Below are 18,650 nucleotides of genomic sequence, written 5' to 3' on the forward strand. Positions count from 1 at the left end.
GCCCTAGTTCAAGCGCCTGATTAATCATAATAATGTGTGATTAAAGATTGATTACACCTAAGGTTTTACGCTATAAACCAGTTATCATTTGATAGCTGGTTTTTTTGTGGATATTCGTTTTCTTACTACATTCCTAGAAGTTGCCAATACGAGACATTTTGGGCGTGCCGCTGAAAACCTTTACCTGACTCAGTCTGCAGTCAGCGCGCGTATCAAACTACTTGAAGAGTACTTCAATACAGCATTGTTCATTCGTAATAGAAATAGCATCCAAATTACTCAAGCAGGACAAAGCCTTATCCCTTACGCTGAAATGATGTCTGCTACGTTAGCTGATGCTCGTAAAGCGCTAGCAGAAGAAGAGTGCATCCACATTAATTGTGCAAGCACTCCTCACGCGCAAACCTTATTTTTTGATACGGCGTTAGAGCATCTCAATCAACAGTTCCCCTCGATGACAATCCGTCATGAAGTGTCTTCAGTTGAAAACATTACGCGCCAATTGCATGAACATAGCATTGACTTTGGCTTGACGACATCATTACTGAAATCAGATGACATTGAATGCCACTCGTTACTAGACGTTTCTTTAGCACTTTATGAATCAGAAGCTGGCTTGTTGGCGCAGAGTAATATAGACATCGGCGCCAAACTTGTTCATCTTGATTGGTCAGCAAACACAACAGACTTGCTTGTTAAAACCCTACCAGAAATGAAAAAAGCGAAAATTAAAACCAATGCAATTGAACTTGTTTTGAATACCTTGTTTAGCAAATCTGCAGCGGCCGTTTTGCCGAAGCCAAAAAACCCTAGTCTTTCTCCCCTTATTGCTACGCAAATTGCTAAATTTTATCAATGCTCGGTCACTCAGTTTGGTAACGTGACTGATTTAAGTGTCCCCGTCTATTTTTGTCAATTGAAAGCCAATAAACATGTTGGTGTAGTCGATGTGTTAACCACTTTACGAGCCTTATATCACTGAGTCTGCCTGAAATATGGGTGGCAAATAGGAGGGGCTTTGTCGATGTTTGAAAAAAAACGGTTCACTTTTCAGCGAACCGTTCTCAATTTATAAAGCCTTAGTAGATAAAAAGTGAATTACAAACCCAGTACTTTTTTACCTTGTTTGAAGGTAATATCTACTGGGATTTCGGCATCGGATAACTTCTGTAAATCTGCAGCCAAGTCAGGCTTAATTAAGCCCATTTCATTCACTAACTTATCTACGCCAGCGTAATCTCCATCGCCTTGTAAGACTAATATTTTATTAGACAAAGCATCGATAGCTTGGCCCATCTTTTCGATATCAACTAAGTATTGTCCAGCTTCGTTTCTATTGAACGCGCCTTCTTGTTTGAAGAAGTTAAATCGCACCATGTTGGCTTTACCATGCGCACTAGAGGCTCCAAAGCGGATGGAGCGAAAAATGCCGGCCATGAAAGTGACATAGTAATCTTCCAAAACCCCTTCGCTTATCACCCCTTTTTCTAATAACTGACGGACCATATAAAGGCCGAGGATATCTGCTTTGCCTTCTTCAAGCGCCGAGCCATGCTCTTTCAACGCTGCACGAACAGTACCGTCGCCATTCACTAGATTTTTGATCCCTAGACCATGTGCTACCTCATGAAACATAGTATTCCCAAAGAAAGCATCAAAGGTAATGTGTTTACGTTGCTCAGGTACAATCAGCTCTTCTGCAATGGGAAGCATAATATGGTCGAATTTGGCACGCATCGCGTTTTTAAGCTGAAGCCGGCGAGTACCTTTTTGAAGTTGAACCTCTTCATCATTGGGTAAGTTAATTGCGATAGTTTTACTACCTGCATTAGAATGCCCCGCGTAATAAATAACGTCGTAGGCATTTAAGTCTGCATCGGTACCTGGCATTTGCGCTTTGTATATTGCATCTACCGGCAAGCCTTTCTGAAGTTCTGGCAAATAGGCAGCATATTTGGCGAGTTTTTCACTCCAAGATAAATCTTTTAGTAACACGTAAGATTCAAAAGCAGCACGATAACCAAAAAGTTGGTCTTCATACACTTCGATAGGACCAATAACAACGTCGATTGGGTTCGTTTTCATATCCATCCATGCGAAATCAGATGCTTGGTATTGGTCACTGGTAAAAGCGGCAGCCCGCATTTTTAAATAGTTAGCAAATTCTTTATTTTCAGCAAGCTCAGCCGCCTGAAGCAAAAGATCTGCCGCTTCACTCAGTTCTTCAGCGTAGACTTCAGAATAAGGTGTGGCAATTAGCTTACCATTTTCATCACGGCTGACTATCGAATATAGGCCGTCTTTGTCACTGAAGCTTGCGGCTTCAAATTCATCCTTGCTCATGTCAGCGGGATAAAATTGAGCACCCAGTGTCTTTTCTTTAACACCGGATAAAAAAGGCTTGTCACCATTCAAACGGTCCCATGGACCGTAATTAATATCAGCGAAAGTCTGAACTTTTGCATCCTTAATAGTGGCTAAAAAATCACTTTTGTCTTGTCCATATGCTTGTTTCCAAAACAGGTCATCCATAATTTTTGATGCATCAATCAGCAAGCTCAACATTTCTTTTTGCTGAGGTGAATAAGTGGAAAGATCAGCACTTAATTCTACGGGGAAATAGATATCCAACCGCGACTGGTCAACGAGTAAATGATGATTGCTAGATTCTTTTGTTGGCGTTGGTGTCTCCAACGCTGTCGTGGGGCTGGTAGAGTCGCTGCATGCAGAAATGACCAGCACGGCAATGGCGCTCAAGGCGATAGTTTTTATTGTTTTCATTGTACGTCCTTTATCTTTTTGGAATGTAATGTGTCTTTATTCGTTAATCATTTCAGTGGTATTGGCTGGGAGTGTTATATTTTGGGGTAGATCCGGAAACATTTCCCAAAGTACCTTTGGGTCATTCTTCAAGCCAGAACCATCGAGGTAGGTAAACTGATTATGTTGATCTTTCACCGCGATTAAAAAACCAACGCTTTTTATTTTTTGCTCTTGAATTTGCATGATCTGTATTCTTGGAATAATAGCTAACAAATCTTTACCTACTGTATAGTATGGTTTAGGACTTAACAGTTCCGACTTAATAAGCTTTAGATCCATTTGTCTGATTTCTGTCAGTGCAGCGTCAAGAAAGGTCGTAAAGTTCTCTTTGCCGCCCAAATAAGGAAAGAGAGCAGGGTGGGTTTTTTGAATGAAAGTATCGGCGTTACCTTCGAACATAGCATTCACCATAATATTGCTATCTTCTTGAATCAGTGCGAATTCATCTTCACTCATTTGAACTCGTTCGTGCGTGTTTTGACTGTAAGCGACTTGGTGAAAAAACAGGCTGACAATTATAAAAAGAAGGACCTTCCAGTTAAATTGTTTTGCCTTAATAAAGGGCAGATTTATTATTTGTGTATGAGCTGGAGCGCTGTTATTCATAGCAAATCAGTGTAGGTAATTAAAATTATACGGCCTAAGGCTAACACTTTTTTTGAAAATATAGCATGACTAAAATCAAAATAAATTCACTGGCTCTTCGCGTGAATATTGCGATAATAGCCATTCTATCTAAACGAGGTAAGGTTTAATGTCGAAGGAAGTATTTACGCAAGCCAAAGATTTATCGCAAGTCTATCTTGTAGGTGGTGCTGTGCGTGACAAACTCCTTTGCATTGACAGTACAGACAACGATTATGTCGTTGTGGGGGAGACCGTTGAAAACATGCTAGCCCTCGGTTATCTCCCCGTTGGTGCTGATTTTCCAGTATTTCTACACCCAAAGACGAAAGAAGAATATGCCTTGGCAAGAACGGAGCGAAAAGTCGGTGTCGGTTACGCTGGCTTTGTGACCGAAGCAGATACCAGCGTTACCTTAGAGCAAGATTTAGCGCGCAGAGATTTAACTATTAATTCCATCGCAATGGACAGTTCAGGTCAATTGATTGATCCCTATAATGGTCAACAAGACCTGAAACAGAAAATACTACGTCATACTACTGACGCCTTTGCTGAAGATCCCGTCAGAGTGCTTCGGGTCGCTAGATTTTTAGCTCGCTTTGGACCAGAGTGGACAATACACCCCAGTACAGTCGACTTGATGAAAAGCATGCATCGAGCTGGTGAGTTACAACATCTTGTTGCGGAACGAGTGTGGAAGGAAATGGAAAAGGCGTTAATGGAGCCACATCCTAGTTTGTTCTTTAAAACCTTGATTGATTTTGATTTATTTCCTGAATTACAAGCGATGCAAAGTGTGCCGCAACCAAAGCAACATCACCCAGAGGGCGACGTTTTTATTCACACAATGTTGGTGGTGCAACGCGCAGCCGACCTGAAGTTTGATTTAATGACCCGATTTGCTGCATTAACGCATGATTTTGGTAAGCCTATTGCTTATGAGCAACAAGGAAACTTGCATGGACATGAAGCCTTGGGGATGTCGGTCATTGACGCTTTTTGTGAACGTTTACGCGTGCCAAATAAGCTTAAGGCGATAGGTACGTTGATGTCTGAGAATCATACTAAGTGCCATAAAATCAGAGAGTTAAAACCTGCGACGATACACCGATTTATGGTCGAAAAAATGAATGCACTGAAACAACCTGAACGTTTTCTTCAATTTGTTAATGCCTGCATCTGTGATAGTCAGGGTAGAGGACCCACTCTGGTCAATAGGCCTTATCCACAAGCGCAGTTAGCACTTGGTTATTTAGCTGCACTGCAAGCAATGGACAATAAACAAATAATAAAAGAGGCAATATCACTTGGAAAAACGGGTGTCGAGCTAGGTGAATACCTACGAACTGCCCAGATAGATTGCCTCCGGAATACATACTTAGCTTAGCGTTCGTATACCTAAAACGCTGCCCTTAACGACTTGTTTAAAGAAAATATAGATTACAATCAAGCGTCTAATGTTTCTATTTACTTGAATCGAGCGGGTTTCATGCCTTTGAAAAGTGAGCGCAGCTATTAAACCATCAGAACTTCGTCAGAAAAGAATTATCGAGCGAGACTCTGTGTCTGCCTTATACGCAGATAGTGTGGGGGGCTTGTTAGTTACTATCGCTTGCGCGTTAGCGTTGATATTCGGTTTTCCCGATTCAGGCTTGCAAGAATTCAAATACATTTGGGGTGCGTTATTCTTTTGCCTCATGTCTTTCCGCTTAATCGATACCTTTTACTGGCATAGAAAGCTTCGATATACCGACTATAAGCCTTCGGGTCCACAGAAGCGATTTGTTATCTCCGTCCTTATTACATCGATTATGTGGATGACCTATGCATTAACGCTTATTCAGTCGGCTGATTGGCTTGAGCTATCAACACTCATCATCATCTTATCATCTCTCGCTGGTGGTGGAGCAACAGTACTGTCAGGCAACCTGAAATTGTCAGTTATCTATTCACTTCTGATGACGGCGCCGCTTTCTTTTATGATGGTGTTAAGTAACGATAAAAACCAGAATATTCTTGGTGTCTTGGGCTTGTTTTTCGCTGTCGTGCTCGTACTTGCTAGTATTAGAGCAGCGCAATTTACCCGCAATGCCATAATGTTGAAGAACCGAAATGCTGATTTGGTTGATTCAATGGAAGAGAAAAATAAAGAGATCTCTGAAGCAAATTCAGCACTTGAAAGTAAGGTGCAAGACAGAACAAGAGAGATTTATGAACTATCAAATATAGACCCACTAACTGGCTTATTTAACCGCAATGCGTTTTCTACCAGTCTTTCGAAAATTCTTGTAAATTGTGAAGCGCAAGGACGTCCATTTGCATTACTGTTTATCGATCTCGATGGCTTTAAAGCCATTAACGATACCCAGGGACATGGCGTAGGCGATAGGGTATTAGTCGCAATTGCTCAACGACTCACCCTATTTTCAACAGGTCCAGAGTATATCTGTCGCTGGGGTGGAGACGAGTTTATTATCGTTATCGAAGATGTAGATAGTGACGATGCTATTGATTTTGGCCGAGACCTTATTAAGTCTTTGTCACAGCGTATTCAAGTTGATTTAAGCAAACTAACCGTTGGTGCGACGATTGGCGTGGCAATGTACCCAGAACATGGTAACGAAGAATCTGAACTCATTTCACTTGCTGATACCGCTATGTATGTGCAAAAAGAGAAGGCTAAGTCAGATGTCTGTGTGTTCTCTGCAAACATGCGAAAATCCCAGTTGCGCGAACAGGAACTGAAAGAAGGTTTGGCGCTAGCATTACAAAATCATGAATTTCATCTTGTGTATCAGCCAGTCATTGATAATCAAACCAACGAAGTATCATTTTGTGAAGTGCTGATTCGTTGGGAGCTCGATGGCGTTTTAATCCCTCCCCAAGAATTTATCCCAATTGCAGAGCAGTATGGCTTTATTCACGAAATTGGTGAATGGGTGTTAATGAAAGCCTGTGTTGAGTCTAGTAATTGGATTTTTGACGATAAAGTTGATATTTCCGTGAATGTATCGGTGCCACAATTATTACGCAATGACTTTGTTGATATTGTTAAAGCAGCTTTAGTTAATTCTGGCTTCCCGGCAACTAGCTTGCACTTGGAGATAACGGAATCGGTTTTTGCGAACAATGCGGACATAATGTTTGCTAGAATTGCTGAGTTACAAAGTTTAGGTATCAAGGTGTCAGTGGATGATTTCGGTACTGGGTTTTCCTCTCTATCCCAGCTGCAAAAAATGTCCGCAGATATCGTTAAAATCGATCGTTCTTTTATCGCGTCCATGGATGAGGGAGGACAAGCGATTATTCAGGCGACTCAGTACATGGCAAAGCAGCTTGGATATTCAGTGGTTGCAGAAGGTGTTGAAACAAAAGAGCAAGCAGATGAATTATCTGATATCGGTGTAAACTGCTCTCAAGGCTATTATTTTAGCTACCCTATGACTATTGATGAACTATCGCAGTGGTATGAAGATTTTAAGCAAGGCAAGCTGAATGATCCTTTATAAACTGGGCTTCGAATATTGGATTGGATCTTAACTACAAAGATCTTTATCCTTATCAAACTAGAATAATAAATAAACACTAGCAGCCCGAAGTCTGAGCACTTTGGCGCTCATTAACACAGAGAAGTCTATGTTCCTAAATCACAAGCTTAAAACACTGCATTCCTTTCTATTTACATGCTGTGCTGTGGCTCTTAGTCTTAGCGCAAATGCAGCGCAGAATAACGCAACATCGTATCAACAACTGGGTTACTTTCAGGCGCCAAGCATACATGTAGGTGAAGGGCAGTCAGGAACATCAACAAGCATGGTCTTTGCCGCAGAGGGCGATTTATGGCGTCTGTCTGCAGGGGCATTTGCAGGTCAAAATACGGCATTAAGAATAACGACACATTCAGCGGAGGAGCGCTTTCCGCATGTTTCACCAGATGGTAAAAGTATAGCGTTCTCTGCCAATTACGATGGTGCAACTGAAGTCTACATTATCGGTATATCCGGCGGTCAAGCAAAACGCATTACCTTTGAAAGTACACGGGCTTATGTACAGGGCTGGACGAGTGAAGGTAAGGTCTTGTATAGCACTTCTAGCACAGTGATGGGGCCCGCGAATAGTTGGGTTTTAAAAACCGTTGACCCTTCCACTTTGAAGCAATCGACCATTCCGGTCGCTGATGCAATCGAAGGTGTCATCGATGCAGACGGTAGCTACGTGTATTTTGTTCAGCATGGTCTGCAGTCTTCTGGTGACAATGCCAACCAATACAAAGGTGGAGCGCGCGGTGAGCTTTGGCGTTTTGCCTTGGGTGAAAACAAAGAAGCCGTAAAGTTAACTGAAGAGCATAGTGGGTCGGTAAGAAACCCGATGTTATTTAAAGAACACCTTTATTTCGTCAGTAATGCCAGTGGGATAGACAATATTTGGCGTATGCAATTAGACGGCACAAACCTAGAACAAGTGACGCGATATACAGATTGGGGAGTACGACAGGCAGACATGCATCAAGGTAGGATTGCCTATCAATTGGGTGCCGATATTTTAGTACTAGACTTGCTTAATAACAGTAGTGAAAAACTCAATATCCAGCTAACATCTGACTTTCCAAATTTACGCGATAAATGGCTAGAACGCCCTTTGGAAAATCTGAATAGCGTGACGCTAGCGCCCAAAAAAGACAAGGTCGCCATAACAGCTAGAGGTCGCATTGCAGTTGCAACAACCAATGTATCTCGCTTAATTGAGCTTAATACAGACCCAAGCTCACGTAGCCGCGACGCAATCTTGAGCAAAGATGGTAAAACCGTATACGCGTTTAATGATACTAGCGGCCAGAATGAAATCTGGGCGTTTTCGGTCGACGGCAAAACGCCGGCAAAGCAATTAACTGACGATGCTAAAGTAGGACGCCGCAATATGTGGTTGTCGCCCGACGGCACAAAAATCGCCCATGACACCAAGAGAGGTCTGCTATATCTGCTTGATTTAAGTGATGGTAGCAATAAAGTGGTTTTATCCAATCTAGCTTCTGGTATCAATGATTTCAATTGGTCGAGAGACAGTCAGCATTTTGTTGCCGCTTATCAAGAGTCAGGCACAGAAAGATCCAGTATTTTCTTACACTCACTCGCTGAAGCAAGAACCGAAAGGCTCACATCGACGAAATATGAGTCATATAGTCCGGCATTCGGTGCGAAAGGAGATTGGTTATATTTTATCTCGGATCGCAACTTTAATGCTGACCCAAGCGGCCCATGGGGTGATAGAAACATGGGGCCAGGTTTTGATCGACGCGGCGAAATTTACGCCATCGCGCTAAATGAGAAAGCGGTATTTCCTTTCGCGGAGCCAACCGAAGAGCTCTTTGGCGAGTCAGATGACAGTGCAGCAGAAGACAAAGACACCGAAAGTGCTGGTACTGAAACTAATGAAGCTGAAACTGATGAGTCTGGCTTACAAATCGATTGGACTGGTTTAGCCGGTCGTCTATGGAAAGTACCCGTCAGTGCCGGCAACTTTAGTCAATTGTCTGTTAATAGTCGTCACTTGTATGTGATTGACGAGATAAGCGAACCTGGCGCCCGTCAGAGTTTAAAATCCTTGAGTCTTGAATTTGATGCTAGGCCAAGAACATTCACGTCTTCAGTTCGTTCGTATGCTTTGTCCGCTGATGGGCAGTCTATGTTGATAGTGAAGGGACGAGGAGCGTCGACGAACATGTATATTGTGCCTGCGAATTCGTCTTTCCCGAACAACCCTAGTGATAACCGAGTCCAAACTTCTTCTTGGAAGTTAAAAATTTCTCCGCAGGATGAATGGAGACAGATGTTTAAAGATGCGTGGTTGATGCATAGAGATTCTTTATTCGATGCAAATATGCGAGGGATAGATTGGCTTGCTACAAAGCAGAAATACGAACCTTTATTGGCGAGACTAAGCGATCGTCGCGAATTGAACGATATATTCAAGCAGATGATGGGAGAGCTTAACGCGCTTCATTCTCAAGTGAGGGGCGGTGATTTTAATGATAACGATGAAGTACCCAATGCCTCGGTATTAGGAGCCGCCTATGAAGATACTGCAGCAGGTGTAGTGATTAGTCACCTGTATCAACATGATCCTGAACTCCCGGGTGATGCTGCGCCATTGAGTCGTCCCGGTGTAGACGCTCGAGTGGGTGATGTCATTAAAGAAGTCAATAATCGACCTGTCAATAACATAGCAGAGTTAGTTGTTGCCTTAACACATCAAGCGAATAAACAGGTCTTATTAACCCTAGAGCGTGATGGAGAGCTGCTTAATACAATCGTAAAACCAGATGCGAGTCGGTCTGAATCACGCTATCGCTATCGAAACTGGGTATTCTCAAACGCGCAGAAAGTAACAGAAGCGGAAAACGACATTGGTTACTTACATCTTTACTCAATGACCAGAAGCGATTTAAGTTCATTCGCAAAAGAGTTCTACGCTCAATACCAAAAGCAAGGCTTAATCATAGACGTGCGTCGCAACAGAGGCGGCAACATTGATTCTATCATTATCGAAAAGTTGTTAAGAAGAAGCTGGTCGTTCTGGCAAGATACAAATGGCGAACGTTCTACGAATATGCAGCAAGCATTTAGAGGACACCTAGTCGTCCTTGCTGACGAGTTTACTTACTCTGATGGTGAAACCTTCACCGCAGGTATCAAAGCACTCGACTTAGGCACTGTGATCGGTAAACAAACTGCAGGTGCCGGTGTTTGGTTAAGCGGCGGTAATAATGTCGTTGATGGCGGAATAGCCCGAGCAGCTGAGTTTCCAGTCTATTCAATGGACGGACGTTGGATTACAGAAGGGCGAGGTATATCACCTGATATTGAGGTGAACAACTTGCCCCATGCAACGTTCAATGGCGAGGATGCACAGTTGGCTGCGGCAATTGCTTATTTAAAAAGTAAAATTGCTGAACAGCCTGTGATGCCAATAGAAGCAAAGTCCTTACCACCAGTTAATGAAACTGCAGACGACATCGAATAGTCGCGTGCTAGTCAAATGGCTAAAGAGAAGTGTCATTATTGCACTTCTCTGTCTGTTTCTGCTCCTCATCGCTTTATGGCTGATATCGCCTGTCAGGCCTGTGGCATGGATACCCTCAAGTAACTCCGGTTTGATTGAGGATTTCTATCCTAATGATCATTTGTATTCTCATTCGCCGAACTCAAGCACGATAAAGCACAGACAAAAAGAGTTTCTACAGGGCGTTGGTCTTGGGCCAGAAGACATTGTGATTAGTGATGATGGTTATTTGTTCACTGCGTATGCAGACGGTCGAATTATCAAAACGCTCGTTGCCCCGATAATTGATTCGTTCGATAAAGATAATGTTACTCGCCTTGACGTCATGGAGTTCGCCAATACAGGTGGTCGCCCCTTGGGCTTGAAACTGGATATACAAAACAACCTGATAGTTGCCGACGCGGAACGGGGTGTTTTATCCATTGATCAGCAGGGCAAAGTGACGGTACTCGTAGATGAAGTAAATGGTAAAGCGCTAAAATTTGTTGACCATCTTGCTATCGGGAATGATGGCGTTATTTGGTTTAGTGATGCTTCTACACGCTTTGATTATCATGGCTTTATGTATGACTTTATCGAAGCTAGTTCCACTGGGCGACTGCTGAGTTACGACCCTAAAAGTAAGTTAACTCAGGTCCATATCGATGGTCTATTCTTTGCTAATGGGGTAGCAATGAGCGAAGACAATAGCTTTGTCTTGATCAACGAAACGGGTCGTTCACGAGTTCATCGATTGTGGTTAAAGGGCGAAAAAGCCGGAGACTCAGAGTTATTTATTCAAAACTTACCGGCGATGCCCGACAATATTTCTGCAAACAATGGCTTGTTTTGGTTACCGCTTATAGCGCTGCGTGACCCGAAGGTTGAAGCACTCGCACAGTACCCATTGTTACGAAGAATAATAGGCGGTTTGCCCAAATCGCTCTTGCAAGCTAGTTCGTCATATGGCTTTGTTGCTGCGTTTAATGAGCAGGGACAGCTGGTGCATAATATGCAGTCTGATAAGGGATATCAGGCAATAACGTCTGTTGTCGAGTACCAAGGGTTTTTGTTCCTTGGCTCACTAGAAAACGACTCGATTGCGGTCATTCCTGCACCGCAATAGTTTTTCTCAGCGGATACTAAGGGTTTTTCGACGCGTGCTTGGTTTCCGGACGGTATTTTTTGACCATGCCCTGCAAGAAATTTCGTAGGAGTTGATCACCGCAGGCTTTGTAGCTTCGATGATCGGGTTTGCGAAACAAGGCAGATAACTCGCCTTTGCTGACGCGAAAGTTTGCATACTTTAGTATTTCAATCATGTCATCATCACGGTAGGTCATAGCGATTTTAATTTTGCGCAGTATTTCGTTGTTGTTAATGCGTTCTTCGCCCTTTAACACTTTGGGTTCGACACCTTCTTGTTTTCCTCGGCGCTTAATAATTAAGCCATCTAAAAACAAAGAAAGTATTTTATCGCGACAACGAATAAATCCTTCTTCCTCTTCCCGTTTCATGATGCACTGCAAGTAATCTTGCTCCATCTCATAGCCCGCTAATTTAAAAATATCGATTGCTGCACCATCATTCACTTTTAGTGCGAAGCGTAGACGTCTGAGAATATCATTGTGGATCATAGGTAACTTACGTGAAATAGAAAACCGCGAGTATAGCGGATCGTTTAACGAGATTATAGTTTTGTCGTGCTTCGTGGTTTAACCTAGAGGGGTTTTCGTGTATAGTGCGCGCGTTTCATCCATCGCAACTCTATGGATATTTTTACACCCACTTTTTTAAATTCGGATACTCCCTTGATAACAACAGCAAACATTACCATGCAGTTTGGCGCTAAGCCATTGTTTGAAAACATTTCTGCCAAATTCGGCAACGGCAATCGCTATGGACTGATAGGTGCGAATGGATGCGGTAAATCAACTTTCATGAAAATAATGAGTGGTGAGTTGCAACCAACTGGCGGTAATATCTCGGTATCACCTGGCGAGAAAATTGGTACCCTGAACCAGGACCAATTCGCATTTGAAAACTTTTCTGTTATCGATGCTGTTATCATGGGTGACGTGCACTTGTGGGAAGTGAAACAAGAACGCGACCGCATTTATTCATTACCAGAAATGTCTGAAGAAGACGGTATGAAAGTGGCTGACTTAGAGTCAGAGTTTGCCGAGATGGATGGCTACACTGCGGAAACAAGGGCTATTGAACTTCTTGTTGAAGCAGGTATTGGCGAAGAATATCACTTTGGTTTGATGTCTGAAGTGGCGCCAGGTCTTAAATTACGTATTTTGATCGTACAATCTTTGTTTGCGGATCCAGATATTTTGTTGCTTGATGAACCGACCAACAACTTGGATATTTTCACGATTAAGTGGTTGGAAGATGTTCTGAATCAACGAAAATGCACTATGGTCATCATTTCTCACGATCGTCACTTTTTAAACTCAGTGTGTACGCATATGGCAGACATTGATTATGGCGAGTTGCGTATTTATCCAGGTAATTACGAAGCCTATATGGCAGCCGCTTCGTTAGCGCAAGAACAAATCCACACAGAAAACGCAAAGAAGTCAGCGGAAATCGAAGAGTTACAAAGCTTTGTTGCACGCTTTTCAGCAAACGCATCAAAAGCGAAGCAAGCGACCTCTCGGGCGCGGAAATTAGAAAAAATTGAATTAACAGAAGTTGTGGCTTCAAGTCGCCAATCGCCTTACATCACCTATCAGCAACATAAGAAGTTGCATCGTTTAGCATTGGAGCTCTCTGGTTTGACCCATGGTTTCGATGGTGACACTCTTTTCAAAGGTGATGAGATTTTATTAGAAGCAGGTTCGAAATTAGCGGTTATCGGTGAAAACGGCGCTGGAAAAACCACTTTCATTCGTTGCTTAGTGGATGAACTAAAAGCCAATGGTGGTGTAGTGAAATGGTCGGAGAATGCCAGTATTGGTTACTGCCCACAGGATAGCACTAAAGACTTTGATTGTGATTTGAATCTATTCGACTGGTTGTCACAGTGGCGTACACCAAAGCATGACGACCTTGCAGTTAGAGCGATACTGGGCCGTTTGCTGTTCACTGCTGATGATGTGAACAAAAAAGTTAAAGTGTGCTCAGGTGGTGAGAAGAACCGTCTAATGTTTGGTAAATTGATGATGCAAGATATCAATGTTTTGGTAATGGATGAACCAACTAACCACATGGACATGGAAGCGATAGAGGCTTTAAACAAAGCATTGAAAAATTTTGATGGTACCCTGATATTTGTGAGCCATGACCGTGAGTTTGTTTCCAGCTTGGCAACAAGTATTATCGAAATACGAGACCAAAAACTGCATTATTTCCAAGGGACTTACGACGAGTATGTTTCTGGGAAACGCTAGTTTGCTATGAAAATAGAGTAGATTTATTATCAAGGCGAGGTGCGCAAATACCTCGCCTTTTTTGTAACATTTAGAAACGAATAAAGCGCACACTTTGTGCAAAAAATATTCATATTCATTGTTGTCACTGTTAGGGTAGACGCAAAAGAAAAACAGCAGACAAAGACGTCTAGCGCATAAAATAATAAAAAAGAGGGTGTTATGCTAAGTATCTCAGGGATCACAAAAACCTACGACAATGGTGTAAAAGCACTGAATAACGTTAATCTGACTATCCCGAAGGGACTGTTCGGCTTATTAGGTCCTAACGGCGCTGGAAAATCTTCTTTAATGCGTACTATTGCAACTTTGCAGCAGGCTGATGCGGGCACCATTACTTTCGATGGCATAGACGTGCTCTCGCAGCCCAACGAACTGCGCAGACGTTTAGGATATCTTCCACAAGACTTTGGCGTGTACCCTCGTGTGAGTGCTTATGACCTATTAGATCATTTAGCCATTCTGAAAGGAATTTCAAATAAAGCTGACCGAGTTGAAGCTGTGAATGGCTTACTTGCCCATGTTAATTTATACCAGCATCGTAAAAATGCTGTCAGCGGATTTTCTGGCGGTATGCGCCAACGATTTGGTATCGCTCAAGCATTATTAGGTGATCCTGACCTTTTGATTGTAGATGAACCCACAGCAGGCCTTGATCCCGAAGAACGAAATCGCTTCCACAATTTGCTTGTTACTTTAGGGGAAGACAAAGTCATTATTCTCTCTACCCATATCGTTGACGACGTATCTGAGCTTTGTGCAGACATGGCGGTTCTAGGAGCCGGCGAAATTCTGTTGCAAGGAAATCCGATCGAAGTGACTAACAATCTCGCCGACAAAATATGGCGTAAAACCGTTTCGATGGAAGAAGCAAAAGAAATTGAAGCAAATATGGCACTTATCTCAAAACGTTTGTTTGCTGGGCGAACCGTGGTGCATGTTATGGCTGACAGCGCGCCAGAAGGCTTTGAACTCGCTCCGACTAATTTAGAAGATGTTTACTTTTCAACTTTGCATAAACAGCGCAATACTGCTGCTTAGGAGAGTAATATGTTCTTAAAAATGCTTGCCTTTGAATGGCGTTATTATACTAAGCAGCCTTCTTTTATCGTGACTTGTTTAGTGTTTTTCTTGTTGCCATTTCTGGCAATGACAATTGATCAAATTACTATTGGTGCCGGCGGGAACACTAACCTCAATAGTCCCTATGCGATAGCTGAGACCTTGTTTTTGTTTAGCCTTTTTGCCATGTTTTTAGTGATCAATTTTGTTGCGAATACGGCGACCAGAAATGACAGTTCAATGATGTCAGAGATCATTTGTACCAAACCTATTCCACCAGTGCCGTACCGCCTTGGCCGCTTTTTTGGGGCGTTTTTAGTTTCAGTCACTGTGTTTTCCATGGTGCCACTTGCGTTGTTACTAGGTTCATTAATGCCTTGGCTGGATCAGACTCGCCTAGGTGAATTTTCATTGATGGCTTATGTTAGCCCATTTGTGATTTTTTCAATCACTACTTTGTTTGTGTTATCCGCAATCTTCTATTCGGTCGCTTTGCGCTTTAGAAGTATGATGGCCGTTTACCTGTCGGCGCTTGGTTTATTCATTATTTATATCGTGTCTCGAAACGTATTCGATGAACCAGATCAGAAACAACTTTTGGCCTTATTTGACCCTTTTGGTTGGCATACATTTGGCCAATTAAGCAGTTATTGGAGCCCATTCGAGCGCAATACCTTATCTATTCCACTCAGTGATATTGTTATTTCAAACCGTCTCTTGTGGTTGAGCTTTGGGATAGGCTGTTTGTTAGTGTTTGGAAAAATGTTTTCTCCGCTATCCATCAAAATTTACTCTGAAAAGAAAAAACGAAAAAATAACATTGAGGAAGCGCCAACACTTCGTTTGAGTAAAGTGAAGTACCAAGCCGGCTCGGGTATAAAGCAATTTCTTACGCGTACGCGCTTTGAAATGAAGCAAATTATGTTCAGCCCTGCATTCCCAGTATTAATGGTGTTTTGTGCATTTAATTTAATTGCTCAGTTTATTGATCCGCGTGGTTTCTATGGCGCACCAAACTGGCCACTGACTCAATCTATGGTGCAGTTAATAGATGGTGCCTTTGGCTTGGTCAATATTATTGTCATTACCTATTACAGTGCAGAAGTGGTTTGGCGAGAGCGAAGTGCCGGAATCGGAGACATTACTGACAGTATGCCGGTGGCTAATGTTACCTACTGGTTGTCTAAGTTCTTCGCAGTATGTCTGGTCATTATCAGTATCTTCTCGATAGGGATGTTTGCAGCCATCGCTAATCAATTCGCTTTGGGTTATGCGAATATCGATATTGTGCAATATATTGTCTCGCTATTTTACTACTCGGCAAGTGGTTTAATCTTACTCGTTGTGCTGTCGTTTTTACTACAAACCCTGAGTTCGAATAAGTACATGGGAATGCTCTTGTTTGTTGGTTTCTTTGTTGTCTCTTTGGTATTCAATGAATTAGGCATTGAACACAATATGTTTCAATACGGCGCGACGCCAGGCTTAAGATACTCTGATATGAATGGCTACGGTTGGACGCTTGTGACTCAACATTGGTATTTAATTTACTGGTCTGCATTAGCTCTTATATTGAGTGTTATTTCTTTTGGTTTATGGCATCGAGGCCCGCACTCAGGTTTGAAATCTCGCTTTAAGCTCTTGCCTTATCAAATTGGTAAAGGTGGCCTAGCAACAGTGTTCATTGCTGCGTTTATCCTTATTAGTTCTGGTACGGTGATTCATTACAATACAAAAGTAGTGAATGAGTTTGTGACCAATGATGATAGTCAAGCATTGCGTGAGTACTACGAGAAAGAGTATACGAAATATGAAGACGACTCGGTTCCCGTGGTTGTTGCAATCGACGCTGATGTCGCAATCTTTCCTGAAGTGAGGAGAGTAGAAAGCATAACGACAATAATGCTCGAGAATAGATCAGATAAGCCAATAGAGCGCTTTCTAGTAAATCATCCTCAGCATAGTCCAATCTCCGAAGTGACTATTCCAGGCGGTGTATTGGGGCCTAAAGACGCTGACTTTAATACGGTTTGGTTTACCTTTAATGAGCCCATGTTACCGGGTGAAAAGAGAGAGGGAACTGTTCGTGTTGTACGTGAACATAAAGGCTTCAAAGACAGAGGTGAAGATGTCACGGTAGTCAAGAATGGCACCTTTATCTCAAACTTCACTTTGTTTCCGACGTTTGGTGTGAATCAGTCATATTACTTGGCCGATCAACATGAGCGCAGAAAGCGCGATTTACCGCCGCCAAGGCGAGCATACAAACTAGAGGATACTAGCCGTTACAATGAGAGTTTCTTTGGTCCACACGTGGCACTCATTGATTTTAAAGCTACTTTATCTACATCAGCAGAGCAATTTGCTATCGCCCCTGGTTATTTGAAAAAGGAATGGGAGCAAGACGGGCGTCGCTATTTTGAATATGAAATGGACAGTCCAATGGTGAACTTTTTCAACTTTATGTCAGCTGAGTTAGAGGTGAAAAAGGAAGTTCACAACGGCATTGAAATAGCGGTCTATTATCACAAAGACCACCATTGGAATATAGACAGGATGATTGAGTCATCCAAAGACTCTTTGGATTATTTTGCTCGAGTATTTGGTCCATACCAGCATAAACAACTCCGGATCATAGAGTTTCCTGGTTATCGTAGTTTTGCTCAAAGCTTTGCGAATACGGTGCCATACTCAGAAAATATTGGGTTTGTCACTGACTTGCGAAATAAGGATGAAATCGATCCGGTTTATTATGTCACCGCACATGAAGTTGCTCATCAATGGTTTGGTCACCAGTTAAACGCCGCTAATGTGCAAGGTAGCGCGGTACTATCTGAATCTTTGTCACAATATGCAGCTTTACTAGTAATGCTAGAGAAGTATGGAGAAGAAAAAATTCGCAAGTTCCTCACTTACGAATTAGACAGTTATTTGCGTGGTAGAGCAAATGAGTATTTGGAAGAGATGCCTATCCTAAGAGCTGAAAATCAACAATATATTCATTATAGAAAGGGGTCAGTTGTCATGATGGCGATACGCGACCGTATGGGCGAGGACGCTTTAAATAAAGCCTTGCGTGAACTTATTGAAGAGTACAAATTTAGTGATTCCCTCCAACCGACAACCTTAGACCTCTTAGTTGCAATGAAGCGGAATACACCGCAAAGCAATCATCAGTATATCGACGATCAATTCAAGCAAATCAGTTTATACGACATGAAAATCGATGAAAGCAATATCCGAGAGACTGCAAAAGGTAAGTTTGAAGTCACATTAAATGTGATTGCGAAAAAACTGTCGGCAGATGGTAGAGGTGAAGAAACAGAACAGCCATTTGAAGATGATGTTGAAATTGTTTTATTCAGCGAAGACCCCAATGATTTTACTGCTGAAAACACGATTTTATATCGTGAAAAGCATAAATTAGTGAGTGGCGACAATCTGATAAAATTTACCTCTGATACTTTACCTGCTTTTGTTGGAGTAGATCCTTTCGTGCGTTTCATTGACCGAGACAGCAAGGATAACATTGCTCGGTTTTAACTTGTATATCATCACTGTGAAAGTAGGAATCTGGATCCCTAGCTACGCGGGGATGACAAGAGAGCGGGGATGACAATATAGCGGGGATGATAAGACGGCGGGGATGACAGGCTAGCCCACATG

General features: G+C 42.4%; 11 protein-coding genes. 8 read left to right on the plus strand and 3 right to left on the minus strand.

Annotation, left to right across the window (positions count from 1 at the left end):
• Window positions 1-106 precede the first annotated feature (106 nt).
• Window positions 107-982 carry a LysR family transcriptional regulator gene (locus tag RM556_RS00470; RefSeq protein WP_311373587.1) on the plus strand — a complete coding sequence of 292 codons (876 nt, stop codon included), beginning with the start codon at window positions 107-109 and terminating at the stop codon, window positions 980-982.
• Between the two features lie 116 nt (window positions 983-1,098).
• On the opposite strand, the gene RM556_RS00475 is transcribed toward RM556_RS00470, so the two are convergent.
• Window positions 1,099-2,781: a dipeptidyl-peptidase 3 family protein gene (locus RM556_RS00475; RefSeq protein ID WP_311373588.1), complete on the minus strand. Its 1,683-nt coding sequence runs from the start codon at window positions 2,779-2,781 to the stop codon at window positions 1,099-1,101.
• 36 nt (window positions 2,782-2,817) lie between these two features.
• A complete protein-coding gene (locus tag RM556_RS00480; protein ID WP_311373589.1) occupies window positions 2,818-3,279 on the minus strand; it encodes a hypothetical protein in 462 nt (153 codons plus the stop codon).
• A gap of 298 nt (window positions 3,280-3,577) precedes the next feature.
• Here RM556_RS00480 and RM556_RS00485 point away from each other — a divergent pair, with 298 nt between their 5' ends.
• From RM556_RS00485 to RM556_RS00500, 4 genes are all read left to right on the plus strand, one after another.
• A complete protein-coding gene (locus RM556_RS00485) occupies window positions 3,578-4,834 on the plus strand; it encodes a multifunctional CCA addition/repair protein (protein WP_311373590.1) in 1,257 nt (418 codons plus the stop codon).
• 115 nt (window positions 4,835-4,949) lie between these two features.
• Entirely contained in the window at window positions 4,950-6,956 is a 2,007-nt protein-coding gene (locus tag RM556_RS00490; RefSeq protein WP_311373591.1) for an EAL domain-containing protein, read from the plus strand.
• Between the two features lie 127 nt (window positions 6,957-7,083).
• The gene (locus tag RM556_RS00495) at window positions 7,084-10,467 is read left to right on the plus strand and encodes a S41 family peptidase (protein ID WP_311373592.1); all 3,384 of its coding nucleotides are present in this window, start codon (window positions 7,084-7,086) and stop codon (window positions 10,465-10,467) included.
• On the plus strand, window positions 10,442-11,611 hold the full coding sequence (locus RM556_RS00500; RefSeq protein WP_311373593.1) for an SMP-30/gluconolactonase/LRE family protein: 1,170 nt from the start codon (window positions 10,442-10,444) through the stop codon (window positions 11,609-11,611). Before RM556_RS00495 ends, RM556_RS00500 begins: the two co-directional genes overlap by 26 nt.
• 16 nt (window positions 11,612-11,627) lie before the next feature.
• Here RM556_RS00500 and RM556_RS00505 read toward each other — a convergent pair whose 3' ends face one another.
• On the minus strand, window positions 11,628-12,122 hold the full coding sequence (locus RM556_RS00505) for a DUF1456 family protein (protein ID WP_311360003.1): 495 nt from the start codon (window positions 12,120-12,122) through the stop codon (window positions 11,628-11,630).
• 174 nt (window positions 12,123-12,296) lie between these two features.
• Here RM556_RS00505 and RM556_RS00510 point away from each other — a divergent pair, with 174 nt between their 5' ends.
• From RM556_RS00510 to RM556_RS00520, 3 genes are all read left to right on the plus strand, one after another.
• Window positions 12,297-13,883 carry an ABC-F family ATPase gene (locus RM556_RS00510; RefSeq protein WP_311373594.1) on the plus strand — a complete coding sequence of 529 codons (1,587 nt, stop codon included), beginning with the start codon at window positions 12,297-12,299 and terminating at the stop codon, window positions 13,881-13,883.
• Window positions 13,884-14,084: 201 nt separating this feature from the next.
• Window positions 14,085-14,963 (plus strand): ABC transporter ATP-binding protein, encoded by an 879-nt coding sequence (locus RM556_RS00515; RefSeq protein ID WP_311360005.1) that lies wholly within the window; start codon window positions 14,085-14,087, stop codon window positions 14,961-14,963.
• 9 nt (window positions 14,964-14,972) lie between these two features.
• The gene (locus tag RM556_RS00520) at window positions 14,973-18,527 is read left to right on the plus strand and encodes a M1 family aminopeptidase (protein ID WP_311373595.1); all 3,555 of its coding nucleotides are present in this window, start codon (window positions 14,973-14,975) and stop codon (window positions 18,525-18,527) included.
• The last annotated feature ends 123 nt before the right edge of the window (window positions 18,528-18,650 follow it).

Source organism: Alteromonas sp. W364 (assembly GCF_031846205.1).
GTDB lineage: Bacteria > Pseudomonadota > Gammaproteobacteria > Enterobacterales > Alteromonadaceae > Glaciecola > Glaciecola blandensis.

Coding starts and splice junctions, on each gene's coding strand:
- RM556_RS00475 (WP_311373588.1), bottom strand. CDS start 2,781: ATGAAAACAATAAAAACTATCGCCTTGAGCGCCATTGCCGTGCTGGTC.
- RM556_RS00480 (WP_311373589.1), bottom strand. CDS start 3,279: ATGAGTGAAGATGAATTCGCACTGATTCAAGAAGATAGCAATATTATG.
- RM556_RS00505 (WP_311360003.1), bottom strand. CDS start 12,122: ATGATCCACAATGATATTCTCAGACGTCTACGCTTCGCACTAAAAGTG.
- RM556_RS00500 (WP_311373593.1), top strand. CDS start 10,442: ATGAAACTGCAGACGACATCGAATAGTCGCGTGCTAGTCAAATGGCTA.
- RM556_RS00485 (WP_311373590.1), top strand. CDS start 3,578: ATGTCGAAGGAAGTATTTACGCAAGCCAAAGATTTATCGCAAGTCTAT.
- RM556_RS00515 (WP_311360005.1), top strand. CDS start 14,085: ATGCTAAGTATCTCAGGGATCACAAAAACCTACGACAATGGTGTAAAA.
- RM556_RS00495 (WP_311373592.1), top strand. CDS start 7,084: ATGTTCCTAAATCACAAGCTTAAAACACTGCATTCCTTTCTATTTACA.
- RM556_RS00520 (WP_311373595.1), top strand. CDS start 14,973: ATGTTCTTAAAAATGCTTGCCTTTGAATGGCGTTATTATACTAAGCAG.